The sequence below is a fragment of the Bradyrhizobium sp. 142 genome (assembly GCF_023074015.1).
Classification (GTDB): Bacteria; Pseudomonadota; Alphaproteobacteria; order Rhizobiales; family Xanthobacteraceae; genus Bradyrhizobium.
In genome coordinates this window covers 1-20,593 of the sequence record NZ_JADPKQ010000029.1, presented here as the reverse complement: position 1 = coordinate 20,593, position 20,593 = coordinate 1, and the positions used below count along the sequence as shown (strand labels likewise).

Sequence of the window (20,593 nt, the reverse complement as noted above, 5' to 3'; positions counted from 1 at the left end):
GGCGGCATCCCGCTTTGGTGGCCCTTATTGGGCATTCTTCACGGCAGCAACCAGAGCCTTGGCGGCGGCGGCCGGCTCGAGCTGCCCGTTCAATTCGCGCGTGATCACGTCATACATCGCAAGCTTGATGGCGGCGCGATTGGCATGACCATGGGCAAATGAGCCGATCAACGTGCCCTTGGCGCTTGCCTCCTTGAGGTCGGCGATCGCTTTCTTGCCGCAAGCATCGAACGCCGTATCGGGCACGTCGATGCGAGCCGGGGCTGAGCCCTTGATCACATTGAACGACGATTGAAACGACGGATCCTCAACGTCGGCGACGAGCTTAAATTGCGCGTCCTGCTGCTCCTTGCCGACTTTGAAGGCGGCAAACTGGTCGGAGTTGAAGGTCACGATACCTTGCGTGCCCGGGAAGCGGATGCAGACGAAATCCTCGCCGGGCTTCTTGCCGGCGGCGACGAACTCACCCTTGGCCCAGTCACCCATGATCTGCGCGCCGGCCTCGCCTTTGATCACCATCGCGGTCGCGAGGTTCCAGTCGCGTCCGGCGCGATTGCTGTCGAAATAGCTCCTGAGTTTCGACATGCGTTCGAACACCTTAGTCATAGTGTCGGAGCCGAGCGCGGCCCCATCGAGATCGACGAGCGCCTTCCTGTAGAAGTCGATACCGCCAGTCGTGATCACCACAGAGTCGAAGACCGTCGCATCCTGCCAGGGCGCTCCGCCCTGCGCGAGCGCTGTGACACCGGCCGCCTTGAACTTGTCGAGGAGCGCGATGAACTCGTCCCAATTCTCCGGGGCCTTGCCGCCAGCCTTATCGTAGAGCGCCTTGTTGAGCCACACCCAGTTGGTGGAATGGACATTGACGGGTGCGGCAATCCACTTGCCTTTATATTTGGAGAAGGCTTGCAGGGCAGGTGGCACGACCTTGTCCCAACCGTTCTTCTCCGCCACAGCGCTGATGTCGGCAAGCACCCCTTCCTCGGCCCAGTCGGTGACGTCGAAACCGAGCAGCTGGACGGCGGCGGGCGGATTGCCGGCGGCCACGCGGGCCTTCAATGCCGTCATGGCTTGGGTACCGCCACCGCCGGCAACCGGCATGTCCTTCCAGGTTACGCCCTGCTTCTGGAGCGTCTCCTTAAGGACGTTGAGAGCCTTGGCCTCGCCGCCCGAAGTCCACCAATGGAGCACTTCGACGGATTCATCCGCGCGGGCCGCTCCGATCGATAGGGCGCCCGTTACCATGACGGCCGTCATCAGTTCGCGATAATACCTCATTGTTTCCTCCTTCTCTGTGTTCTTATGGGACTACGCTCGCCTTATTCACGCAGCTCCGCGTTGGCTGATTGGCAACCACCAGGCTATCCGCGGACCGGTGTGAAAGTGCAAAGTCTTTTCTTCCGTGTAGTCGGCGACGGCGTTGCGCCCGAGCTCGCGACCGAGACCGGACTGTTTGGTGCCGCCGAAGGGCAACTCGGCCGCCCCGTCCATGAAGGTGTTCACCCAAATCGAGCCTGCGCGGATGCCATGGGAAACCGTGAGGCAAGTATCAAAATCGTGGCTCCAGACCGAGGCTGAGAGGCCATAGGCGGTGTCGTTGGCGATCGCGACGGCCTCCGCTGTCGTGCGGAAAGTCAGGACCGACAGGACCGGACCGAAGATCTCTTCGCGCGCGATCGCCATGGCCGGTTTGACGCCGCTGACGATGGTCGGGGCCATGAACTGCCCCATCGGGCTCACCAGGCGGCTGCCGCCGAGCACGACCTCGGCGCCGGCAAAGCGTGCGGTTTCGACATGGTGTTCGATTTGCTCGAGATGGGCTTGGGTGATCACCGCCCCGACCTTCACAGCCGGGTCAAGCGGATCACCAACCGGCACGCTGGCGGCCCGCGTGCATACCGCGGCAAGGAAATCATCGGCGATCGATTCATGAAGGATGATCCGGCTGCCGGCATTGCAGCATTCACCGGCGTTGAAATAGGCACCGAATACCACCGCATCGAGCGCGGCATCGAGATCGGCGTCAGGGAATATGATCTGAGGGTTCTTGCCGCCGAGCTCCATCGATATCTTCTTCAAGCTCGCGGAGGCAACCGCCATCGCCGTTTTGCCGACGCGAGTCGAGCCGGTGAAGGAGACCATGTCGATCCGCGGATCGGCGGTGAGCGGCGTCCCGACGTCGGGCCCCTCACCGACGAGAATATTGACCACACCCGGTGGCAGGCCGACTTCAAGCAAGAGCCGACCCAGATGCAGCGTGGAGGCGGAGGTGAGCTCGCTGGGCTTGACCACCGCGGTGCAGCCTGCGGCAAGCGCGAATGGCAGCTTCTGGCTGACGATAAGCAACGGGAAGTTCCAGGGCGTAATGATTGAGACGACACCGATCGGCTCCCTGACCACAACGCCGAGCTTGCCGGGGCCAAGCGTCCCGTAGCTCTCACCATGGAGATCCCGGGCAAGCGCCGCGGCGTAGCGCCAGATATCGGCGGCGCCCGCGATCTCGGCACGGGCCTGCGTGATCGGCTTGCCACTTTCGAGCACATCGAGGGTCGCGAGCAGTTCGGCGTCGCGTTCGATAAGTGAAGCGACATTGAGCAAGCGTTTGGATCGCTCCGCCCCCGTCAGCTGGGGCCAGGGACCATCGTCGAAGGCTCTGCGTGCCGCGGCGAGCGCCGCCTCGACCTCTACCGCGCCCGCCCGCGCGTAGGTCGAGACCGTGACACCGTGTGCCGGGCTCGCGCGCGACAGCACGCCGCCATCGGCGGCCTTTCTCCAGTTGCCGTCGATCAGCAGATCGTAGCCGCGCTGCGTCGCTGCCAGGGCGGCGTCGAGGCGAAAGCGGTCGAGGGCGATCGGAATATTCATGGTGGTGTCTCAGCGGTTGGCGAAGGTCGGCGCGCGCTTCTCGCGGAAGCTCGCCACGCCCTCCTTCAGGTCATCGGTGTAGGAGGTAAGCGCCCCGGCGATCGCCTCCATCGCCGCCGCCGTCTCCTCGCCCTCGGCGGCATTGATCAGTTGCTTCGCGATCGCGACCGCGACGGGACCACGCGCGGCGACGGCTGCGGCGAGTTCCTGGGCGCGCGCGATCCCTTGTCCCTGGGGCACGACTTCGTCAACGAGACCCAGGCGCTCGGCCTCCGCCGCGCCTACAATCGCACCGGACAGCGCCAGTCGTCGCATGACCCGCGCGCCGAAACGGCGGACGAGCCGCTGTGTGCCGGACCAACCCGGCACCATGCCGATGCCGGTCTCGGGCATGCCGAGCCGGGCTTGTTCTTCGGCGATGCGGAAATCAGCTGTCGCGGCGAGTTCGAGCCCGCCACCAAGGCTGTGGCCATTCAGAACGGCAATCAACGGCACCCGAAGCCGCGCGAGCCGGTCAAATGCGCGGTGCCCTGCCGACACCCAGTGGCGCCACATGTCGAGAGGTTCGAGACCGCCCCACGCAGCGATGTCTCCACCGGCGCAGAAGGCCTTGCCCTCGCCGGTCAGGATCGCGACGCGCACGTCACCGTCCGCCTCGATCGCGTCGGCAGCTGACACGAGCGCCGCAATCATTGCGGCATCGAGGACATTGAGCTTGGCGGGCCGCGCTAGCGTGATGCGGGCGACGCCGGCCTCCTTGGACAGGTGAATAGCGTCGCTCATATGTTTGTCCCCTTCAGAACGAGGCCGATCGGCTCGGGCCGAAACAGGGCCGGATCCATCATCCGAGGAGTTTCAGGAACAAGCAGCGGGAAATTCGCTTGGGCGAGCACGTCGCGATCGAGGTCCACGCCGGGCGCGAGCTCCGTCACTGCAATGCCATCACGCGTCAGTTCCATCACGCAGCGCTCGGTGATGTAGGTGATTGCCTGGGCCTGCTCGACCGCGCGCGGTCCGGAGAAGGAGACCTGCTCGACGGTCTCGACCAGCTTTCTCACCTTCCCTTCCTCGCGGATGACAAGGCGGCCGTCGCAGATGTCGAGTCCGGCTCCGGCGGTGAAGAAGCCGGAGAAGACAATTTTGCGGGCACGCGCCGTGATGTCGACGAAGCCGCCGGCCCCCGCTGTCACATGGGGCTTGAAACCAAGCTTTGAAACATTCACCGAACCCTGCCGGTCGATCTCGAGAAACGAGAGGAGCGAAGCGTGAAAGCCTCCGCCCTGAAAATAGGTGAACTGATAGGGGGCGGGCATGATGGCTTCCGCATTGGCGGCGCAGCCGAACTGGAAGTCGAGCAGCGGGACGCCGCCGATGGCCCCCTGTTCGATCACCCACGTCACGTCGCGGTACCGGCCTTCTTCGAGGAGAATGCGTGGCACGTTGGCCGAGATGCCGAAGCCGATGTTAACCGCGTCGCCATACTGGAGCTCCCGCGCCACCCGTCGGGCGATGACTTTCTCGATGCCGAAGTCGGGCACGGAGAAAGACGAGAGCGGTCGGAAGATTTCGCCGGAGATGGCTGGATCGTAGTATGTCTGCGTCGTCTGCATCTGGTCTGGCGCCACGACGATGACATCGACAAGCACGCCTGGCACCATCACCTGCTGCGGCTTCAGGGTGCCGCTTTTGGCCAGGCGTTTCACCTGGGCGATGACCAGGCCGCCATTGTTCCGCACCGCCAGCGCCTGATCGAGCGGACCGAGATAGCCTCCCTCGTGCTCGTAGGAAAGATTGCCGCGCTCGTCCGCCGTCGTCGCGCGAATGATGGCGACATCGGGAACGATGGCGGGGAAGAACAGCCAGGTGTCGTCGGCGAAGGCGATGCGCGAGACGATGGGTTCGGCGGCGGCGCGTGCGTTCATCGCGCAGCCTTCGCGGTCGGGATCGACAAAGGTATCTAGCCCAATCTTGGTGATGACGCCGGGTCGCTTGGCGGCGGCCTCTCGGTGCATGTCGAACAGGATGCCCGAAGGGATGTTGTAGGCCGGAACGGCATTGCCGGTGATCATCCGCCAGATGGCGGGAGGCTCGGCCGAAGACGGCCCGGACGGATAGGAGCCGGCGAGCACCTTGGCGAGGAGTCCCTCCTTTGCGATGTGGTCGACGCCCTTAATACCGTACATGTCGCCGGAGGCGATCGGATGGAGCGTCGTCAGCCGGCGCGGATGACCGGTTTCATCGAAACGGCGGCCGACCGCGGCGAGCACGGCATCCGGGCAACCGAGCCCCGACGACGACGACACGGTCACTGTCGCGCCGTCCGGAATGAGACCCGCGGCCTGGTCGGCGGTGAGAACACTTGGAAAGGCCATGATCGACGAAGCTCCGTTCTGTTCAAAGCCCGGGAACGACAGTCACGACGCGTCCGGTCGCAGTCGATTCGAGAGCCGCAAGCGCGACGGCCATCGCGCGCACGCCGTCCTCGCCGGTGGCGGCCGGCGTACCGTCGCCTCGGATTGCGATGTGAAAGGCCTTGACGGCTCGGGCATAGAGATTCTCTTGGTCGAGCGGCAGGGGCTCCTCGCCGGCAGCGGTGCGCAACAGGACCTCGCCGACTGGGCGCTGCGTCATGCAGTTGGTGGCGATCAGCGACCCGTCACTGCCGTGGACTTCGAAGCCGGTCGTTGCAAATTTCGTGGTGAAGGCATCGTGGAACTGAGCGATCAGGCCCGAGCGAAACCGGACGACACCCATCACGCCATCCTCGATGCCACCGACTGCCATGCCGCTGGATTGGGAAAAAGCGGTCACGTCGGTCGGCTCTTCGTCGAGAACGAAGCGCAGCGTGTCAGCATCGTGCACGGTGATGTCCATGATGACACCGGCGCCGGCGCCAGGCGTCGTGATACGCCAGCCCTGTAGATGCGGCGGCAGGTAGACGGCGTGAAATACGCGCGCGTAGAGAGGCCGGCCGATCCGGCCCTGCTTGATCGCGGCACGGAGCGCTCGGTGGGTCGCAGCGTTGCGCAAGTGATGGTTTGTCCCCATCACGATGCCGGCGGCTTTACAGGCCTCTACCATGCGTCTTGCGTCGGCGAGATTCAGCGCGAGCGGCTTCTCGCAAAGCACGTGCTTGCCGGCCGCGGCCGCGGCGAGCGTCTGCGGGCAATGTAGCTCGTTGGTGGTCGAGATATAGACGGCGTCGATACCGCTCCCAAGGAGCGCATCGAGACTCGTCACCGCTGTCGCGATGCGGTTCTCAGCAGCAAAATGGTTAGCGCGCTCCGGGTCGCCGCTCATGACGGCCACGACTTCGCCGCCGGCCGCGCGGATTGCGTCGATCATCCACTCCCGAGCGATCGTGCTCGCACCAATCAATCCCCAGCGCACTTGGTTCATGACGCGATCCTCCGCCCGAGTCTTGCCCCGCAGCTCTCGCGCACGACGAGCCTGGCTTCGCCAGTGTACGTATCGCGGCGCCGCTCACCCTCATTGATCTGCCGGAGCAGGATCTGCGCGGCCCGCTCGCCAAGGCCTCCGGTATCGACCGAGACAGTGGTCAGGGCCGGCGAGACGTGACGCGCCTCGGTCGTGTCATCGAAGCCAACGATCGCGATGTCGCGCCCGGCGGCAAGCCCGTACCGTGCGATGGCGAGCATCGCGCCGATGGCCACGACGTCATTGAAGCAGACCACCGCCGTCGGCCGCCTGTCGACGGAGAGCAATCGGCTCATGGCGTTGAAGCCCCCGTCCTTGGTCGGCATGCTTTCGCCTATGAGGGATGGCTGGACGGCAAGGCCGGCCTGATTCATGGCGCGCGTGAAACCGGCAACGCGGTCCTGAAAGACGACCATATGACCAATGCCGCCGAGGAAGGCGATGTCGCGATGACCGAGGTTGATCAGGTGTTCGGTTGCCCGCGCAGCGCCGGCTACATTGTCGGAAACGACGAGCGAGGCGCGGGCGCCAATGATACGTCGGATCGCGAGGACGACAGGCAGATGGGATCCGAGCCGTTCGATCTCCGCGGCATCAGTGTCGAGCGCCGGGCAGAGGATGAGACCAGCCGCCCCATGCTCGCGCATCGAACGCACAACCTCGGCCTGGCGCACCACGCTTTCGGCCGTGTTGGCAATGAAGGGAATGACCCCCGAATTCTGCAGGGCGCGCTCTATACCGATGGCGAGCTCGGCAAAGAAGGGATTGGCGAGATCGTTGATCACCATGCCGACGATGTCAGATCGCGCCCGTCGCAGACTGGCTGCGCCACGGTTGTAAACATAGCCGAGCGCGTCCATGGCCGCGGTCACGCGCTGACGAGTCTCGTCCTTGACGAGCGGGCTCATCTTAAGGACCAGCGACACAGTCGACTTCGACACCCCGGCCTCCCGGGCGATATCGATGATCGTGACCGGGCGTGCTGCGCTCCTCGCGCCCACCATGCTTGCGCTCCCTAGTTTAGTGGAACGTTCCAATACCGCAGAGGCAGATTCTTTGCAAGCGCCTTTTTGACGGGAAATCTGTTGAAAATTCTCCCTTCGTGATATACATTCTATTGGAACGTTCCAAAAATGGCTGCATGGGAGAGGAGGAAACATGGTGGCATCGCTATTTTTGCCGCGAAACGATGGTGCAATCGAAAGCTATGACCTCGGCCCCGCGTCGCCTTACACGACGAGCCACGTCGGCGGCTTCCCGCGGATAGTGTATGCGGCAGCGCATGTGGTCGCGGACCCGCTCACTCCACATGGTCCGTGGTCCGACTGCGCTATCGACTGGGAAACAACTCTCGCTTTTCGGCATCACCTGTGGCGACTTGGCTTCAAGATCGCCGAAGCCATGGACACCTCGCAGCGCGGAATGGGCCTCGACTGGTCTAGGGCGAAGGAACTAATCCGCCGCTCCCTCGCCGATGCAAAGACCGTCCCCGGCGTCGATCTTGCGTGCGGTGCCGGCACCGATCAGCTCGTCCCGAGCGAAGCGCGCAGCCTCGATGACGTGATCAGGGCCTACGAAGAGCAGATCGGCCACGTCGAAGCCCACGGTGGCCGCGTTATCCTAATGGCAAGTCGAGCGCTCTGCTGCATTGCGCGTTCCGCCGATGATTACCTCGCCGTCTACGGCCGCCTGATCTCTGGTTGTCGCAACAAAGTCATCCTGCACTGGCTCGGCGCCATGTTCGACCCGGTTCTCGCCGGTTATTGGGGTTCGCACGAGGTCGAGGCGGCCATGAGCACTTGCCTCGACCTCATCGCCGCCCATGCCGACCGGATCGACGGCGTGAAGATCTCGCTGCTGGAGCGCCGACACGAGGAGCGCATGCGCGCCCGACTGCCGACCGGAGTCAACATGTACACCGGTGACGATTTCAATTACGCCGACCTCATCGAGGGCGATGGCCGGAACTTCTCGCACGGTCTGCTCGGCATCTTTGACCCGATCGCCCCGGCAGCAGCCGCGGCCCTTGATCGCCTCGCGGACGGCGATCGCGCCGGCTACCACACCATCCTCGATTCGACCGTGCCGCTGTCGCGGCGGATCTTCGAAGCGCCGACGCAGTACTACAAGGCGGGCGTGGTCTTCCTCGCCTGGCTCAATGGTTTCCAGGACCATTTCCGAATGGTCGGCGGCATGGAATCGGCTCGTGGCATCCTCCATTACGCGGACATATTCCGGTTAGCTGACGCGGCCCGCCTCCTCGTCGATCCAGACCGCGCCGCTTATCGCATGCGGCAGTTCTGCGAGATCAACGGAATAGGCATCTGAAGGCTATCTGTGGCAAGGGCGGCCGGCACTTCCAGGAACCGTGTGGATTATGTTGGGACATGTTCTGATGACGCTCGCATGAGACGTCCGATTGAGACCCGCGCGAATCCGCGAAGACGGGCTAACAACGGTTGGCTTTTGCGCATGGTGAAGTCGCCCACGAGGACTCAAGACGCGGAAAGCCTTTGATGTTCTACACAGACAACTTCCCAAATGTGGGTCTCTCTCTCCACGAGCTGCCACCGATCATACGTCTCGATGGTCATCCACTTGCCGAATGGATCCGGCCCGCGATCGAGTTCAAGCACTAAGCGAGGTTAATCCGGACGACGATTCGTCGTGATGTAGCAGCCAGAATGTTTCGTATGCACTCAAATTCTCACAAATGGAGGAGTACGAGCCCAATGAAGATCACCTGTATGCTGCAAGTGCCGTATCGGCAACTGCCTGACGACTTCGAGAAGCGTTTTCGAGTCGGTCGTCACTACTCCATGCCAGCAACTCACGGAAGCGTCGAAAGTTGTCGAAGACTACCCGCACTCTGGCTCGCGAGCGATCCGCAGCGCGTCGGTAGGCGCGATCGGGCTCAGTGAATGCGATCACGGGCAGGCAGTGCGGAGATCTTAATGCACCACGTTTATCAACGGTTCATTGATCTACTGTCGAGCGCTGGAGACGCTGAGGCTTTTTCCAGAGCGATGGCTACTGCGGCAGCCGCGATGGATTTGTCCTGTTTTGCATACCTTGCACTGCCGTGTCGGCTAAGCAGAGAACCTCTTGTAATTTCAACATATCCTGCCGATTGGGTTACTCACTATTTGCGCAGCCATTACGAGCGCATTGATCCCATCATTACACAAGCGCTCCAGAATCCGGAACCCTTCCGGTGGGGTTTAGGCTTAACTGCGAGACCACTCTCTTCGGTACAGCACGAACTATTTCATGAAGCTTCCGGCTTTGGAATCCGATTCGGTTTTACAGTTCCTATCCACGATGGTCATGGTCCCATCGCTGCATTGACCTTCGCCACAGACGAAAAGCGGCCGCAGTTCGAAAGCTGCATCAATTCGCACGCGCGCGTCCTTCAACTCATGGCAATGTACTTCCATGCTCACGTTCGACGTAAGCTTTCGGGCGATCGGAGAACCGGCGACGCGGTCCTATCTCCTCGCGAACTCGAATGTTTGGAGTGGGCTGCAGAAGGCAAGAGCGCTTGGGAAATAGGATGCATCCTTGGCATCTCGCGTCATACCGTCGCCTCATACCTTGAGAATGCGAAGGAAAAACTGGGCGTCCGTACGCTAGTGCAAGCAGCGATACGCCTGGCAGCTGCAAAAGGAGGAGAGCACAATTAAGGCAGGACTCCCCCGCAACTACGGGTGATGCGTCCAATCAGGAAGCCAGCTTCCATAACGCGTGACAAGTGTCGTTTGGAGGCGATCATGATCCAGTTAATTACCGAGAAGAGCTATGGTGCATTTACAGAAACTCTCATCGCAATGTACCAGCTTCGCTATCGAGTTTTCAAAGAGCGGCTAGACTGGGACGTCAATACCAGCGGAGATATGGAGGTTGACAGCTTTGACGCGCTTCATCCTACCTACCTCGTGCAGCTAGCAACGGACGGACGTGTACAAGGTTGCGTTCGACTACTGCACACTGTCGGGCCTACTATGCTGCGTGATACCTTTCCTGTACTCCTTGCTGGTCACGGCGCGCCATCGAACTGCTCAATATGGGAAAGTAGCCGATTCGCATTGGACGTTGCGACAGATGCTCCAAAAGGAAAGCACGGTATTGCCCGCGCCACATATGAATTGTTCGCTGGGATGGTGGAATTCGGCCTTTCGCGACAACTTTCCGATATCGTCACAGTAACCGACGCTCGAATGGCGCGAATTCTGCGCCGCGCCGGCTGGCCCTTGCGGCGCCTAGGCAACCCGTGCAACCTTGGAAATACCTTGGCCGTTGCAGGTTATCTCGAGATATCCACTGACGTGCTGGCGAGGATTCGTAACGCGGGTGGTTTCGCCGGGCCCGTCCTTTGGGAGCCGGTCATTCTCGCGGTCGCCTGACCTTAATCTCCAGACGAACAGCTCTGTTAACTCTAAACCGACATCGCTGGCTGCGGCGCGATGCAAGGCGATCGCCCGCTTCGCGGGCTTTGAGAAACGAGACAATGGATAAGTCCCGCATGTCCCGGGTGCTCGCTGTTGACCTGCAGCAGCTCCAGTTTGCGATCGCAGCCGTTGATTATGGGAGTATTCGGCGAGCCGCCGAGTTACTGTCTATTCAACACTCGATCGTGAGTCGAGCTATTCGCCAGTTTGAGCATCGGATCGGCGTCACTGTATTCGAGCGCTCAGGCGGAGGGGTAAAGCCAACGCCAGCTGGACGAAGCGTTTTGAGAGTGGCCAGGTTAATTCTGGAGCAGGTCGATGTGCTTGTTGCAACAGCAAAGTCGAACGGGCGAGGCGAAGCTGGCCGCCTTTCGATCGGCTTTTGCACCTCCATTTCCGCGGGAAATTTGCGAGCGACACTAACCGAATTCAAGAACCGGCATCCTCGGATCGAACTTGCAACGGTCGAGCGGTCGCGGACGCGTCTTGCGACGGCGCTGCGAAATGGCACGGCGGACGTTCTCATTGTAACTGGAGATGTGCCGCTGCTGGACAATAATGTTCGCCCGCTGTGGAGTGAGCGCATCCTGGTCTCTATGCCGGAAAATCATGCATTGGCAGCACGAACCGCAGTCTATTGGACAGACCTCCGAAATGAGACCGTCCTACTAAGCCGGCACGATCCCGGACGCGAGCTTGAGGATCTCTTGATTTCAAAGCTTGTCTCTCCCGCAGATCGACCGAAGATCGAACGGCATGACGTCAGCCGAGGTATCATCAAGAGTCTTATCAGCATGAAGCTTGGGATCAGCCTAGTCCTAGAATCAGACCTTGGCGCGAGCTTCGCTGGCTTGGTCTATCGCGAATTGCGCGATGGGACGGGGCCGACACGTGTTGACTTTTCGGCACATTGGCGAGCCGATAACGAGAACCCAGCCTTGAACGGCTTTATCAAACTTTTGGCCGAACGCTATCCTTCGCTGACGTCCGGTGAATGAGTCATGCGACGCCGCTTTGCAAACCCACGGTCCGTGGCCATGAACCGCGCCAGCATCGGCACGATCAGCTTACCCGGATCATTGACCGGCTGACCCGTTTCACGCGCAAGCGCTGCCGCGTAAGCGACCAGATCTCGATGCACGGAAGCCGGCAATTCAAGAGTGATCTTGACAGGCTTGTCGTCGGGCAGCGTTCCAATCTTGAGCTTGGCCATAACTGCCGTCACCCTCTATATGGCTCGAGAACGAGATCGCGATTGACGATAACGCGGACCGGGAATCCCGGACGGATGGTCAGCGTCGGCTGAATATTGAGGCTGCGACGGACAACCTGCTGGCCGGTTTGATTCAACGTGTCCCCGGCTCCGTGCCGCAAAGCCTGGATGATCGCACTATCATTGCTGTTGGTGTCGGAACCCGCACCAAGCTCAGTGCCGACAGCCAGGAGCGTCGACAGGGCCGCAGCTTTGAGCAATTCGCCCCAATGGTTGTCGACTTCGTCTTCGAGGCCGGCATATCCTGCCGCGTCTGCACCCGGCTGCCGCTCGAGAACGATCGAACGGCCATTCGGCATGATGAGGCGGGTCCAAACCAGCAGGACGCGAGACTGGCCGAACGCGACCTGGCTGTCGTAGACCCCGATCAAGCGCGCCCCCTGCGGGACGAGCAGGAGACGACCGGTCGGCGAATCGAAGACGCTTTCTGTTACTTGCGCGGTGATCGGCGCCTTCGAAATCTCGCACTATCGGCCAACTGAGCGACCAAACAGCGTAAGAATTGTGCATCCGAAGAATGGCGAGGAAGCTTGGTGGCCACTATTCGACGAAATGGGCGAGCCTCTCTTCCCCGAATTGATGGCGGAGCTCGATGCCATCAAGGCAAAGACGGTTTGGGGATTGGTCTTTCGGCGCGATCATGAGCATCGTAGGTCACCTGCCCCGCTCCCATGGCCTACAGAGCGCAAAGATCTGCGTTATCTACGGAGTGTCGTAAAGAAGATTGTTGCAGCAGCTGGGCTACGCAGCGAACTCTCCTTTACCTCATTCCGTCACGGTGGTTTTACCGAAGGTGCGGACAGCGATCTCACGGATGCTGAATTGCGGGCCGCTGCCCGCCATCGATCGAGCCACCAAATTCCTACCTATGCAAAGCGCACGCGTAAACAGCTGATCGCAGGCTCCAAGAAGCGCCGTGAGGAGCGGGCAAAAGCAGCTCTTGTCGGACTAGCCGCTCGTCGCTCGTCGGAATGACGGCGCGGCCCGCGACATAAGCCATTGATTCATTTTGGTGGGAGGCTCCAAGCCTCGAACCGAGGACCTGCGCGTTAAGAGAGCTATTTCCCTGTCCAGGAGGGCTTGCGCTTCTCGCTGAATGCCTTCAGGCCCTCCTTGGCGTCCTCGGTCATCGCGAGCAGTGCGATCTGACTTTCGGTGTAGGCGATGCTCTCGTCAAACGACATCGACGCGATCGCGCGCATGGCGTATTTGCCACGGCGGATCGCGGTCGGCGATTTGTCGATGATGCGGCCGATCAGCCAGTCGACCTTGGCATCTAACTCGGCCGCCGGCACGACGTAATTCAGAAGCCCTGCCGCCTGCGCTGCCCTCGCATCGAACGGCTCACCGGTAAGCGCCCATTCATTGACGAGCCGCTGCGGCGCGATGCTCTGCAACAGGCTGAGCACCTGCATCGGGAACACGCCAACCTTCACCTCGGGCAGGCCGAAGATCACGTGATCAGCGGCGACCGCCATGTCGGTCATGCATAGCAGGCCCATGCCGCCGGCCATGCAGACCCCGCCGACCCGCGCAACCGCCGGCTTGGTCGCGTTCTGCGACAACCGCAACAGATCGGCATAGTCGACATTCGGCTTGGAATGATCCATCGCGAACGCCGCGCCGGAGTTCTGCAGGTCCGCGCCGGCGCAGAACGCCTTGTCGCCCGCGCCCGTCAGCACGATGACCCGGACGTCCTTGTCGTCATGCGCGTTCCGATACCCTTTGGCGATGCCGGCAATCACGTCGCCGTTCAGTGCGTTGCGTTTCTCCGGCCGGTTGATGGTGATCCAGAACGCCTGCCCGCGCTTTTCGGTGATGACGCTTGTGGTGTCGGTCATGGCACGCTCGCTTTTTGTCTTCTGCTTGCCCGACATTTGCGGCAGATGCACTACAGGCGCAAGTGCAATCTACGATGATGTGCCGCCTTAGCGCCTCGACACAATTTTGCAGCGCGATCGAACGAGGGATGCGTCAAACTGACCGCAAACGAGGGTTACACTGCGGGCAGTCACTCCATGCAGGACAGCGGCGCGGCGATCCAGAACGCGGCCGCGCAAGTGCGTGACTTGCTGATCGGCGAGGCCTCGGCTGAGCCAGCCGATCGAAAGCCTGCGAACCGAGAACGGCGCGGTCATCGGTCCGGATGGCACGCGACTACGCTATGGCGAGCTCGTCGCCTCCGGAATGCTGCACGTGCAAGCACAGCCGTCTACCCGCAATCACACCACTCTTGGACATCATTTTCGAGTAGATCGATCGCCGCGAGCGCGGATAGTTCGTCAGGTCTCATTTTGCTTTCCGGGGATGGAATAGCTCCTCGACCGACTCTTTCGGGTCCTTGATCCGAGAGCGGTCCTTGCGATCGTTCTTTTGCGCATCGAGCTTCTGCAGGAAGCGGAAGCGCGGCGATCGGGTCGCGTGCCCGGACCGGCCGTGCTTTGTCATGCCGAAACCCTTTTGGCCGCCGTGCGTCATTTGATCACCAACGCAACAGTGCGTTTCTTGCACCCGAGAGCCGCCACCGGGGCCAAGCTTCATGGCGGAGAAAGGATAGCCCTGATCATCAAACAGCGCGAGACTTCGAACGCGGCCAGCGGCGACCGGGCATGGGGGAAATTCCTTCATTCCGGGGACGTTCTCAGGACGGCCACAGAGCCCATGACTGTGGATCGGCGTGGGGTCCCGACGCCGATCACACATCCTTCATCTCTCGTATGGTTCTGCACCGTCGTACTCAGACGGCGCTCGTGACACACGACCCCAACCGGCCATGACGCGCCGCAGGGCGGGAACTGTGGTATCCTCCGTCAAACGCGATGGGACGGTTCAATGAAGCGGCGGACCCTCAAATGGCACTTGCTGCTCGTGCTGAGCGTCTCGTGTCCTCGCCGGGCTCCACGACAGCACAAAATGGCCTGGCATCCCCACCTCTTGGGCGCTGCTTGCCCGCGCCGACGAGGTGATCGAATGAGTGCGCCAGGCAAGCTGGTGCGATCCAGCCGGTGGAAGACCGGTCCGAGTAAGGGGTCGCGTCCGCTTGGTAGCGAATGTTGCGTGGCCCCTGGCGACAGTGACCGCGAAGCGTACAGAGCGATTGCACACGGATCTGAAGATAGCTCTCCCGGGTCTCGAGGAGGACCAACGTCGTGAAGCGGGACTTCGACCTCATCGTCTATGGCGCGACGGGTTACACCGGCCGTCTTATCGCCGAATATCTGGCGACGTCCTATCGCGGCGACGATGCTCCGTCCTGGGCGATCGCGGGACGCTCGACCGACAGGCTCCAGAAGGTGCGTGCCGACATCGGCGCACCAGACGATTTGCCCTTGGTTAAGGCGGATGCCGCCGAGCCGGCCAGCCTGCGTTCGATGTGCGAGCGTGCGGCCGTGATCATCACGACGGTCGGGCCTTATCAGGCCTACGGTCCCGAGCTCGTGGCGGCCTGCGCGGCCACGGGCACTGGCTATGTCGATCTTTGCGGCGAACCGGCTTGGATGCGGCGCATGATCGACGCCCATCACGAGGAGGCGAAACGGACCGGCGCGCGCATCGTTTTCTCCTGCGGCTTCGATTCCATCCCGTTCGATCTCGGCGTGCTCACGCTGCAGGAGAAGGCGCGCGAGAAATTCGGACGCCCGGCGCGGCGGGTCAGAGCCCGCCTGCGCAAGGTGAAAGGCGGCATGTCTGGCGGCACCGCGGCGAGCGCTCAGGCGACGTTGGCCGCCGCCGCGCGCGACCCAGCCTTGGTCCGGCTGCTGACCGATCCCTTCGCGCTGACGCCGGGGTTCATCGGGCCATCGCAGCCGTCGGGCCTCATCCCCGAATACGACCCGCGCATGAACGCGTGGCTCGTGCCGTTCCCCATGGCGCCGATCAACACCAAGAACGTGCACCGCACGAATTTCCTGTTAGGTCATCTCTACGGCACGGACTTCGTTTACGACGAGATGATGGTCGCGCCGGGATTTGGGGAAATCGGACGCGTGACGACGGAGACGTTCGCCACGATGGTTTCCTTGTTCAGGACCGGCGGTCTTAAACCCGGCGCAGGCCCGACTCGGGAAGAGCGCGAGAAGGGCTTCTACGACATCCTCTTCCTGGGCGAGCTGCCGGATGGCGGACGGGTCGAGGCGGTAGTCACGGGCGACCGCGATCCCGGCTATGGCTCGACCAGCAAGATGATCGCCGAGAGTGCTCTCTGCCTCGTGCGCGACGTGCAGGGCGAGGGCGGCACCTGGACGCCGGGCGCGCTGATGGGTCCGGCGTTGCGCAAGCGTCTGAAGGAGCGCGCCGGCCTCACCTTCAGCGCGCGTTGAGGTAGCGCTCAGAACTGCAGCGGCGTGCTGAATATCGTGGATCGCAATCAACGAAAGCGCGGCTTGGCGAGCGCGAGCCTCAAATCCGGTTCAATGGACGCTTCTGGCCCCGTACGCGACGAATCCGACCCACGGCCCTGCGTCGGCTCTCAGGGGGCAGACCGGACATGGCCGAATCACGGCCAAATCGACGCGAATGACCTGAAGCTATCATCAAAACGCTCGCTGGAAAGGGAGCGCGTACTCAGTCACGTCGATATGCCTTGAACGAGAGGAAGGCGCCGAGCCCCAGAAGCACGATGGCTCCTGGAATGATCGCGCGGGTGGCCTGACCAATTCCGCCGGCAATTGCGGCCAGGCCGGTTGGGAAAAGCATTCGTGCAAGGCCGCTGAGGATGGCAAGCCAGCCAAGGAGGGTCACAAGCACCGGCCATTCCTTCGTCCAGCGCTTGTGAGCGCGCACAATGGCAAGTCCTGCGACGAACAAGAGGGCACCGGACACGAAGATGAGCGCGGGGTTGCGGGAAACCTGTTCAGCCAACTCAGGGAACGAGCCAATGTTCAGCAGCATTCCGGCAGCGATTGCGACAAGCGTAGGACCGATCAGGCGGGCGATCGTTTTCGAGGTGGTCATCGGGTTGGCCTCCGGTCCGAGCATTACCAGTCTCTTTCTACTCTCGCGACGCAGAGCGCTTTTTCCCGCCAGGAAGCTCGTGAATTCAACCGCCTCACCACCGTGAACGCTCTCAAATCCAAGGCCGCAGTAGAAGTGGACGGCGCGCGACATGTGGGGGTCGCGAGGGTAACCGCGCTGATGCTCTCGATCATTGTGGCCACGCTCCGCTGCGGATGCGCCACCGGCTTATTACAAGCCGGATCCAGTCCCCTCCAGTTGAGCGAACCGGACGATCAGAATCTCCTTCATCGTCATTCTGCCGTTGGCGAGCTTCTCCGCCAGCATGAGCTGCTGCGTATTGGGCAGGCCGGCCGGTATCACCATTTTCCCACCCGCTTTCAATTGGTGGATCAGCGGAGGAGGAATGAGATCGGGAGCGGCCGTCACGATCACCTTGTCAAAGGGAGCGTGCTCTGACCAACCGTGATAGCCATTTGCAATCTTGAGTTCGACATTGCTGCAGCCCTGCTGCCGGAGCCGTTGTTTCGCCTTCTGGCCAAGCTCTTCGATGATTTCAACGGAGTATACCTTGCGGGCCAGCTGCGCGAGGATGGCGGCCTGATAGCCAAGACCGGTACCGATTTCGAGAACGCTGTCGTCGGCCTTGATGTCGAGCAGATCGGTCATTAAGGCGACGACAAATGGCTGCGAGATCGTCTTTTCGAAGCCGATTGGAAGCGGAATATTGGCATACGCGTACGGCTGAAATTCGATTGGTACAAACTCATGCCGCGGCACCTTGCCCATGGCCGTCATGACGCGTTCGTCAAAGGCACTCTTGCCGATTGTGTCACGCAGCGCAAAGGCGCTGGCGGCGATGACCGCGAGCATGTCTTTACGCAAAGCCTCAACGTCTTCTGCTCGCATTGGTAACTTTCAAGGGCATAGAGCGGTGCACCCGCCAGGCTATTGCAATCACTGGCCACCCGTCACGACCGCTCCCGCGGGCAGATGAACAAAGTTCCTCAAGCGGAACTCCATCGTCCATGACGCGCTAAGTCGTCGCAGGCCCATTGAGGACAACGAGACGCCTTCAAACGGACGAGAAAGATTGTACAATCTCGCCAGCTGCCTTTGAAGCGGGACATGCCGAAATCTTCGCGGCGGAGCGGGCAGCGACCGTGCCGTCGGCAGGCATTTTGACTGGCAATCCGGCGCCGCTCCTTTACCTACGCCGCCAGCATTTACATTTCGCAGGCTCGCGCTGCTCCAGCAGCGCGGAACGCTTTGGTGAAAGCAACGGAGGATCACAATGAGCTGGTCCTATCTCCCGAGATGGAAATTCACGGATAGTTGCGGAAGGCCGCGGGTGCCCGGAGGGATCCACATGGGCTGCACCCATGACGCCCATACGCAGCAAGGCCATGCGACACGGCGCGCGCTACTCAAAGCTGGGGTTGCGATCGTCGGCGGTGCCGGGCTGGCGACAGTTGTCGGCCCCCGCGAGGTATTCGCGCAAATCCGCGTCTTTCCACCACCGCCGCCGGCGGTGAGCCCGATCGCCGGTCTCATGGATACGCATGTTCACGCGGCGCCCGACGTCTTCGGGCGGTCGCTGGACGATGAGGAGGTCGCGACCCTCTATAAGTCTCGCGGGCTGGAGTCGCTCGTTCTCAAAAATCACGTCGTGCCGACTGCGGACCGGGCTTGGTTCGCGCGCAAGCACGTTGCCGGCCTCAAAGTATTCGGCGGAGTCGTCCTTAATTCACCGGTCGGCGGAATAAATCCGGATGCCGTTAACTGGATGTGGCGCATGCAGGGTGGCTTCGGCCGCGTCGTGTGGTTCCCCACCTTCGATGCCGACAACCATGTCAAGCATTTCAAGGACGCGCCGGAAGGTATCAAGGTGCTCGACGCTAACGGAAAGGTTCTTCCGGCAGTGCGGGAGGTACTCAAAATCTGCGCCGAGCAGAAGCTCGTCGTTCAGACCGGGCATCTATCGCCAAGCGAGGCCCTCGCTGTCATCGAGGCGGGCCGCGACGCCGGCGTGGATCGCATGGTTGTCACCCATGCTCAGTTCGAGGTTGTCAACATGGACTTCGAGCAAATGAAGAAGGCCGCGTCGATGGGCGCGAAGCTCGAGCTGTGCGCGATGGGTCCACTGATGGGACCGGAGGCGCATGGAGTGGATGCGGCACTGGCGACGAGTGAAGGTCGAGGAGAGTGCCGCCGCAGTGAAGGAAGTTGGCGCAGAAAACTTTATACTGGCGACCGATCTCGGTCAGACGGGCAATCCAAGCCCGGCCGACGGGCTGCAACTGTTCGTCACCGATCTGATGAAGGCCGGCCTGACTAAAGATCAGATCACGACGATGGGACGGGAGGTGACTGGCAAGCTGCTGATGGGCTAACTCGCGGTCCGTTACCGCTGATGCGGCACGCGCCTGAATAGAGGAATAGGTGTGCCTGAGCACGCCGCGGGCAATGCATGGACGACATTCGCTCCAACACCACCTTCCCTTCCGCCCCAATCCGGTAACTGGAGCGCTCTTGAATGATGCCGGCTTCGAGGCGCCTCATCGCTGCGTGTTGGAGCGGGAGTCTGATGAAAAGGAGGTCGCGATGAGGATTGAGAACACCACATTTGGCGCGATTACGATAGACGGAAAGACGTATGAGCACGACGTGGTCATTCGCCTTTCCGGCGAAGTTGTGAAGCGGACGCCCCTTGAGACAGCAGGTGTTCAAGAGCGCGTTGATGTGTAGCCGGCATAGCACCAAACATGCACATAGCTGATGCGTCGTCCGTTGGACTCCGCCTTTGCCCCGCAATTGGGGGACAAGCGGATATCAATCCTGCCTCATCTGACCGCCTCGATCTGCTCGGCATTCCCGTTCACCCCGCGAGCCTGATCCGGCTTGCCGGCGCAACTTTCATGATCCTTGGCGTCGCCCTGATACGGACGTAGCCGCAGAAGATGATGCGGCCGCAGTCGCTATTGTTACTGCGTCAGAAATCTATATGCGACGATCAGAGCCACCGAGATCGTGAAAATCAGCAGTGCCGTGATTGATTTTCGGATAATTGGCCTCGTTGAATGGCGTGCAGCCGATAGACCGGGCTGAGGTTTAGGCCGTCTCTGGAACCGCACGACTTGTCCCTCTGTTGTTGGGGTGCGGGGCTTTGGCGCTGGCGCCGCGCCCACGCCTCCCATCTCGCTGTAATAAGCGTTGTAGACTTCGCCTTCGGTACCGGAAGCGCCGCCTTCATAATTAAGTTGGCGCACGCCACAACAACCCTGCCAAGTCGACATAAACTCCCTCGCCGTTTGGCGCCCTCCACAAGTCCAGCCTTCGCCAAGCATGCGATCGGCCGTACTCTGGACGCATGGCACTCTTTCGACGAAAATCCCTCATGGAAGAACTGGAACACGAACTTGTGGGGTTGCGCGCACGCGCCGCGACCCTTCACAGCCGTCATAAAGCTGCTGAGGCGGCGTCCGTTGACGCTGAGGCGAAGCTCCAGCACCACCTGCTGGAAGCCGACCTCGATGCCGACGAAAAGGTCCGCAACAAGCTGGAGGCGACGGTCGCAGCATGCGCACTGACGCGCGACAACTTCGCCAAGGCGATC

At 61.5% G+C, this 20,593-nt stretch carries 20 protein-coding genes and 2 pseudogenes; 10 read left to right on the top strand and 12 right to left on the bottom strand.

Going from position 1 to position 20,593, the window contains the following annotated elements; genetic code table 11:
* Positions 1-24 precede the first annotated feature (24 nt).
* The 6 genes from IVA82_RS02380 to IVA82_RS02355 are packed head-to-tail and all read right to left on the bottom strand — an operon-like array spanning position 25 to position 7,463.
* Positions 25-1,278: an ABC transporter substrate-binding protein gene (locus tag IVA82_RS02380; RefSeq protein ID WP_247381755.1), complete on the bottom strand. Its 1,254-nt coding sequence runs from the start codon at positions 1,276-1,278 to the stop codon at positions 25-27.
* Between the two features lie 45 nt (positions 1,279-1,323).
* Entirely contained in the window at positions 1,324-2,865 is a 1,542-nt protein-coding gene (locus IVA82_RS02375) for an aldehyde dehydrogenase family protein (RefSeq protein WP_247381754.1), read from the bottom strand.
* Between the two features lie 9 nt (positions 2,866-2,874).
* Positions 2,875-3,648: an enoyl-CoA hydratase/isomerase family protein gene (locus IVA82_RS02370; RefSeq protein WP_247381752.1), complete on the bottom strand. Its 774-nt coding sequence runs from the start codon at positions 3,646-3,648 to the stop codon at positions 2,875-2,877.
* Positions 3,645-5,237 (bottom strand): acyl CoA:acetate/3-ketoacid CoA transferase, encoded by a 1,593-nt coding sequence (locus tag IVA82_RS02365; RefSeq protein ID WP_247381750.1) that lies wholly within the window; start codon positions 5,235-5,237, stop codon positions 3,645-3,647. The genes IVA82_RS02370 and IVA82_RS02365 overlap by 4 nt, the downstream gene beginning before the upstream one ends.
* 22 nt (positions 5,238-5,259) lie before the next feature.
* Entirely contained in the window at positions 5,260-6,264 is a 1,005-nt protein-coding gene (locus tag IVA82_RS02360; RefSeq protein WP_247381748.1) for a Gfo/Idh/MocA family oxidoreductase, read from the bottom strand.
* Entirely contained in the window at positions 6,261-7,463 is a 1,203-nt protein-coding gene (locus tag IVA82_RS02355; RefSeq protein ID WP_247493151.1) for a LacI family DNA-binding transcriptional regulator, read from the bottom strand. Before IVA82_RS02355 ends, IVA82_RS02360 begins: the two co-directional genes overlap by 4 nt.
* Position 7,464: 1 nt before the next feature.
* Between IVA82_RS02355 and IVA82_RS02350 the strand changes: the two genes are divergently transcribed.
* The 4 genes from IVA82_RS02350 (at position 7,465) to IVA82_RS02335 (ending at position 11,749) form a co-directional block, all read left to right on the top strand.
* On the top strand, positions 7,465-8,631 hold the full coding sequence (locus IVA82_RS02350) for a dihydrodipicolinate synthase family protein (RefSeq protein ID WP_247381825.1): 1,167 nt from the start codon (positions 7,465-7,467) through the stop codon (positions 8,629-8,631).
* A 626-nt stretch (positions 8,632-9,257) separates the two neighbouring features.
* Positions 9,258-9,986, top strand: a complete 729-nt coding sequence (locus tag IVA82_RS02345; RefSeq protein ID WP_247381743.1) for a LuxR family transcriptional regulator — start codon at positions 9,258-9,260, stop codon at positions 9,984-9,986.
* 87 nt (positions 9,987-10,073) lie between these two features.
* A complete protein-coding gene (locus tag IVA82_RS02340) occupies positions 10,074-10,706 on the top strand; it encodes an acyl-homoserine-lactone synthase (protein WP_247381741.1) in 633 nt (210 codons plus the stop codon).
* 119 nt (positions 10,707-10,825) lie between these two features.
* Entirely contained in the window at positions 10,826-11,749 is a 924-nt protein-coding gene (locus IVA82_RS02335; protein WP_247381739.1) for a LysR family transcriptional regulator, read from the top strand.
* Here the strand turns inward: IVA82_RS02335 and IVA82_RS02330 are convergent.
* Positions 11,722-11,964 carry a DUF2274 domain-containing protein gene (locus IVA82_RS02330; RefSeq protein WP_247381737.1) on the bottom strand — a complete coding sequence of 81 codons (243 nt, stop codon included), beginning with the start codon at positions 11,962-11,964 and terminating at the stop codon, positions 11,722-11,724. The two genes, IVA82_RS02335 and IVA82_RS02330, sit on opposite strands and share 28 nt — an antisense overlap.
* Before the next feature lie 8 nt (positions 11,965-11,972).
* Positions 11,973-12,470: pseudogene (locus tag IVA82_RS02325) on the bottom strand (TrbI/VirB10 family protein); the annotation flags it as partial.
* Here IVA82_RS02325 and IVA82_RS02320 point away from each other — a divergent pair.
* Entirely contained in the window at positions 12,466-12,999 is a 534-nt protein-coding gene (locus tag IVA82_RS02320; RefSeq protein ID WP_247381735.1) for a hypothetical protein, read from the top strand. The pseudogene IVA82_RS02325 and the gene IVA82_RS02320 sit on opposite strands and share 5 nt — an antisense overlap.
* 83 nt (positions 13,000-13,082) lie before the next feature.
* On the opposite strand, the gene IVA82_RS02315 is transcribed toward IVA82_RS02320, so the two are convergent.
* Positions 13,083-13,865 carry an enoyl-CoA hydratase/isomerase family protein gene (locus IVA82_RS02315; RefSeq protein ID WP_247381733.1) on the bottom strand — a complete coding sequence of 261 codons (783 nt, stop codon included), beginning with the start codon at positions 13,863-13,865 and terminating at the stop codon, positions 13,083-13,085.
* Between the two features lie 141 nt (positions 13,866-14,006).
* Between IVA82_RS02315 and IVA82_RS02310 the strand changes: the two are divergent.
* A pseudogene (locus IVA82_RS02310) lies at positions 14,007-14,241 on the top strand (xanthine dehydrogenase family protein molybdopterin-binding subunit); the annotation flags it as partial.
* 72 nt (positions 14,242-14,313) lie between these two features.
* On the opposite strand, the gene IVA82_RS02305 reads toward IVA82_RS02310, so the two are convergent.
* Positions 14,314-14,652, bottom strand: coding sequence for a hypothetical protein (locus tag IVA82_RS02305; RefSeq protein ID WP_247381731.1), 339 nt, complete (start codon positions 14,650-14,652; stop codon positions 14,314-14,316).
* A 521-nt stretch (positions 14,653-15,173) separates the two neighbouring features.
* Between IVA82_RS02305 and IVA82_RS02300 the strand changes: the two genes are divergently transcribed.
* A complete protein-coding gene (locus IVA82_RS02300; protein WP_247381729.1) occupies positions 15,174-16,343 on the top strand; it encodes a saccharopine dehydrogenase NADP-binding domain-containing protein in 1,170 nt (389 codons plus the stop codon).
* Positions 16,344-16,587: 244 nt separating this feature from the next.
* On the opposite strand, the gene IVA82_RS02295 is transcribed toward IVA82_RS02300, so the two are convergent.
* Positions 16,588-17,130: a hypothetical protein gene (locus IVA82_RS02295; protein WP_247381727.1), complete on the bottom strand. Its 543-nt coding sequence runs from the start codon at positions 17,128-17,130 to the stop codon at positions 16,588-16,590.
* A 78-nt stretch (positions 17,131-17,208) separates the two neighbouring features.
* Entirely contained in the window at positions 17,209-17,886 is a 678-nt protein-coding gene (locus IVA82_RS02290) for a protein-L-isoaspartate(D-aspartate) O-methyltransferase (protein ID WP_247381726.1), read from the bottom strand.
* A 643-nt stretch (positions 17,887-18,529) separates the two neighbouring features.
* Here IVA82_RS02290 and IVA82_RS02285 point away from each other — a divergent pair.
* The 3 genes from IVA82_RS02285 to IVA82_RS02275 form a co-directional block, all read left to right on the top strand.
* Entirely contained in the window at positions 18,530-19,315 is a 786-nt protein-coding gene (locus IVA82_RS02285; RefSeq protein ID WP_247381725.1) for a DUF6282 family protein, read from the top strand.
* A gap of 194 nt (positions 19,316-19,509) precedes the next feature.
* Positions 19,510-19,725, top strand: coding sequence for a hypothetical protein (locus IVA82_RS02280; protein WP_247381723.1), 216 nt, complete (start codon positions 19,510-19,512; stop codon positions 19,723-19,725).
* A 649-nt stretch (positions 19,726-20,374) separates the two neighbouring features.
* Positions 20,375-20,593 (top strand): hypothetical protein (locus IVA82_RS02275; RefSeq protein ID WP_247381721.1); only part of this gene is annotated, 219 nt, incomplete at its 3' end.

Bases quoted from the DNA above. Each gene is read 5' to 3' on its own strand.
- IVA82_RS02380 (WP_247381755.1), bottom strand. From the start codon at position 1,278: ATGAGGTATTATCGCGAACTGATGACGGCCGTCATGGTAACGGGCGCC.
- IVA82_RS02375 (WP_247381754.1), bottom strand. From the start codon at position 2,865: ATGAATATTCCGATCGCCCTCGACCGCTTTCGCCTCGACGCCGCCCTG.
- IVA82_RS02370 (WP_247381752.1), bottom strand. From the start codon at position 3,648: ATGAGCGACGCTATTCACCTGTCCAAGGAGGCCGGCGTCGCCCGCATC.
- IVA82_RS02365 (WP_247381750.1), bottom strand. From the start codon at position 5,237: ATGGCCTTTCCAAGTGTTCTCACCGCCGACCAGGCCGCGGGTCTCATT.
- IVA82_RS02360 (WP_247381748.1), bottom strand. From the start codon at position 6,264: ATGAACCAAGTGCGCTGGGGATTGATTGGTGCGAGCACGATCGCTCGG.
- IVA82_RS02355 (WP_247493151.1), bottom strand. From the start codon at position 7,463: ATGTTTCCTCCTCTCCCATGCAGCCATTTTTGGAACGTTCCAATAGAA.
- IVA82_RS02345 (WP_247381743.1), top strand. From the start codon at position 9,258: ATGCACCACGTTTATCAACGGTTCATTGATCTACTGTCGAGCGCTGGA.
- IVA82_RS02340 (WP_247381741.1), top strand. From the start codon at position 10,074: ATGATCCAGTTAATTACCGAGAAGAGCTATGGTGCATTTACAGAAACT.
- IVA82_RS02335 (WP_247381739.1), top strand. From the start codon at position 10,826: ATGTCCCGGGTGCTCGCTGTTGACCTGCAGCAGCTCCAGTTTGCGATC.
- IVA82_RS02330 (WP_247381737.1), bottom strand. From the start codon at position 11,964: ATGGCCAAGCTCAAGATTGGAACGCTGCCCGACGACAAGCCTGTCAAG.
- IVA82_RS02315 (WP_247381733.1), bottom strand. From the start codon at position 13,865: ATGACCGACACCACAAGCGTCATCACCGAAAAGCGCGGGCAGGCGTTC.
- IVA82_RS02305 (WP_247381731.1), bottom strand. From the start codon at position 14,652: ATGAAGGAATTTCCCCCATGCCCGGTCGCCGCTGGCCGCGTTCGAAGT.
- IVA82_RS02295 (WP_247381727.1), bottom strand. From the start codon at position 17,130: ATGTCGCGCGCCGTCCACTTCTACTGCGGCCTTGGATTTGAGAGCGTT.
- IVA82_RS02290 (WP_247381726.1), bottom strand. From the start codon at position 17,886: ATGCGAGCAGAAGACGTTGAGGCTTTGCGTAAAGACATGCTCGCGGTC.
- IVA82_RS02285 (WP_247381725.1), top strand. From the start codon at position 18,530: ATGGATACGCATGTTCACGCGGCGCCCGACGTCTTCGGGCGGTCGCTG.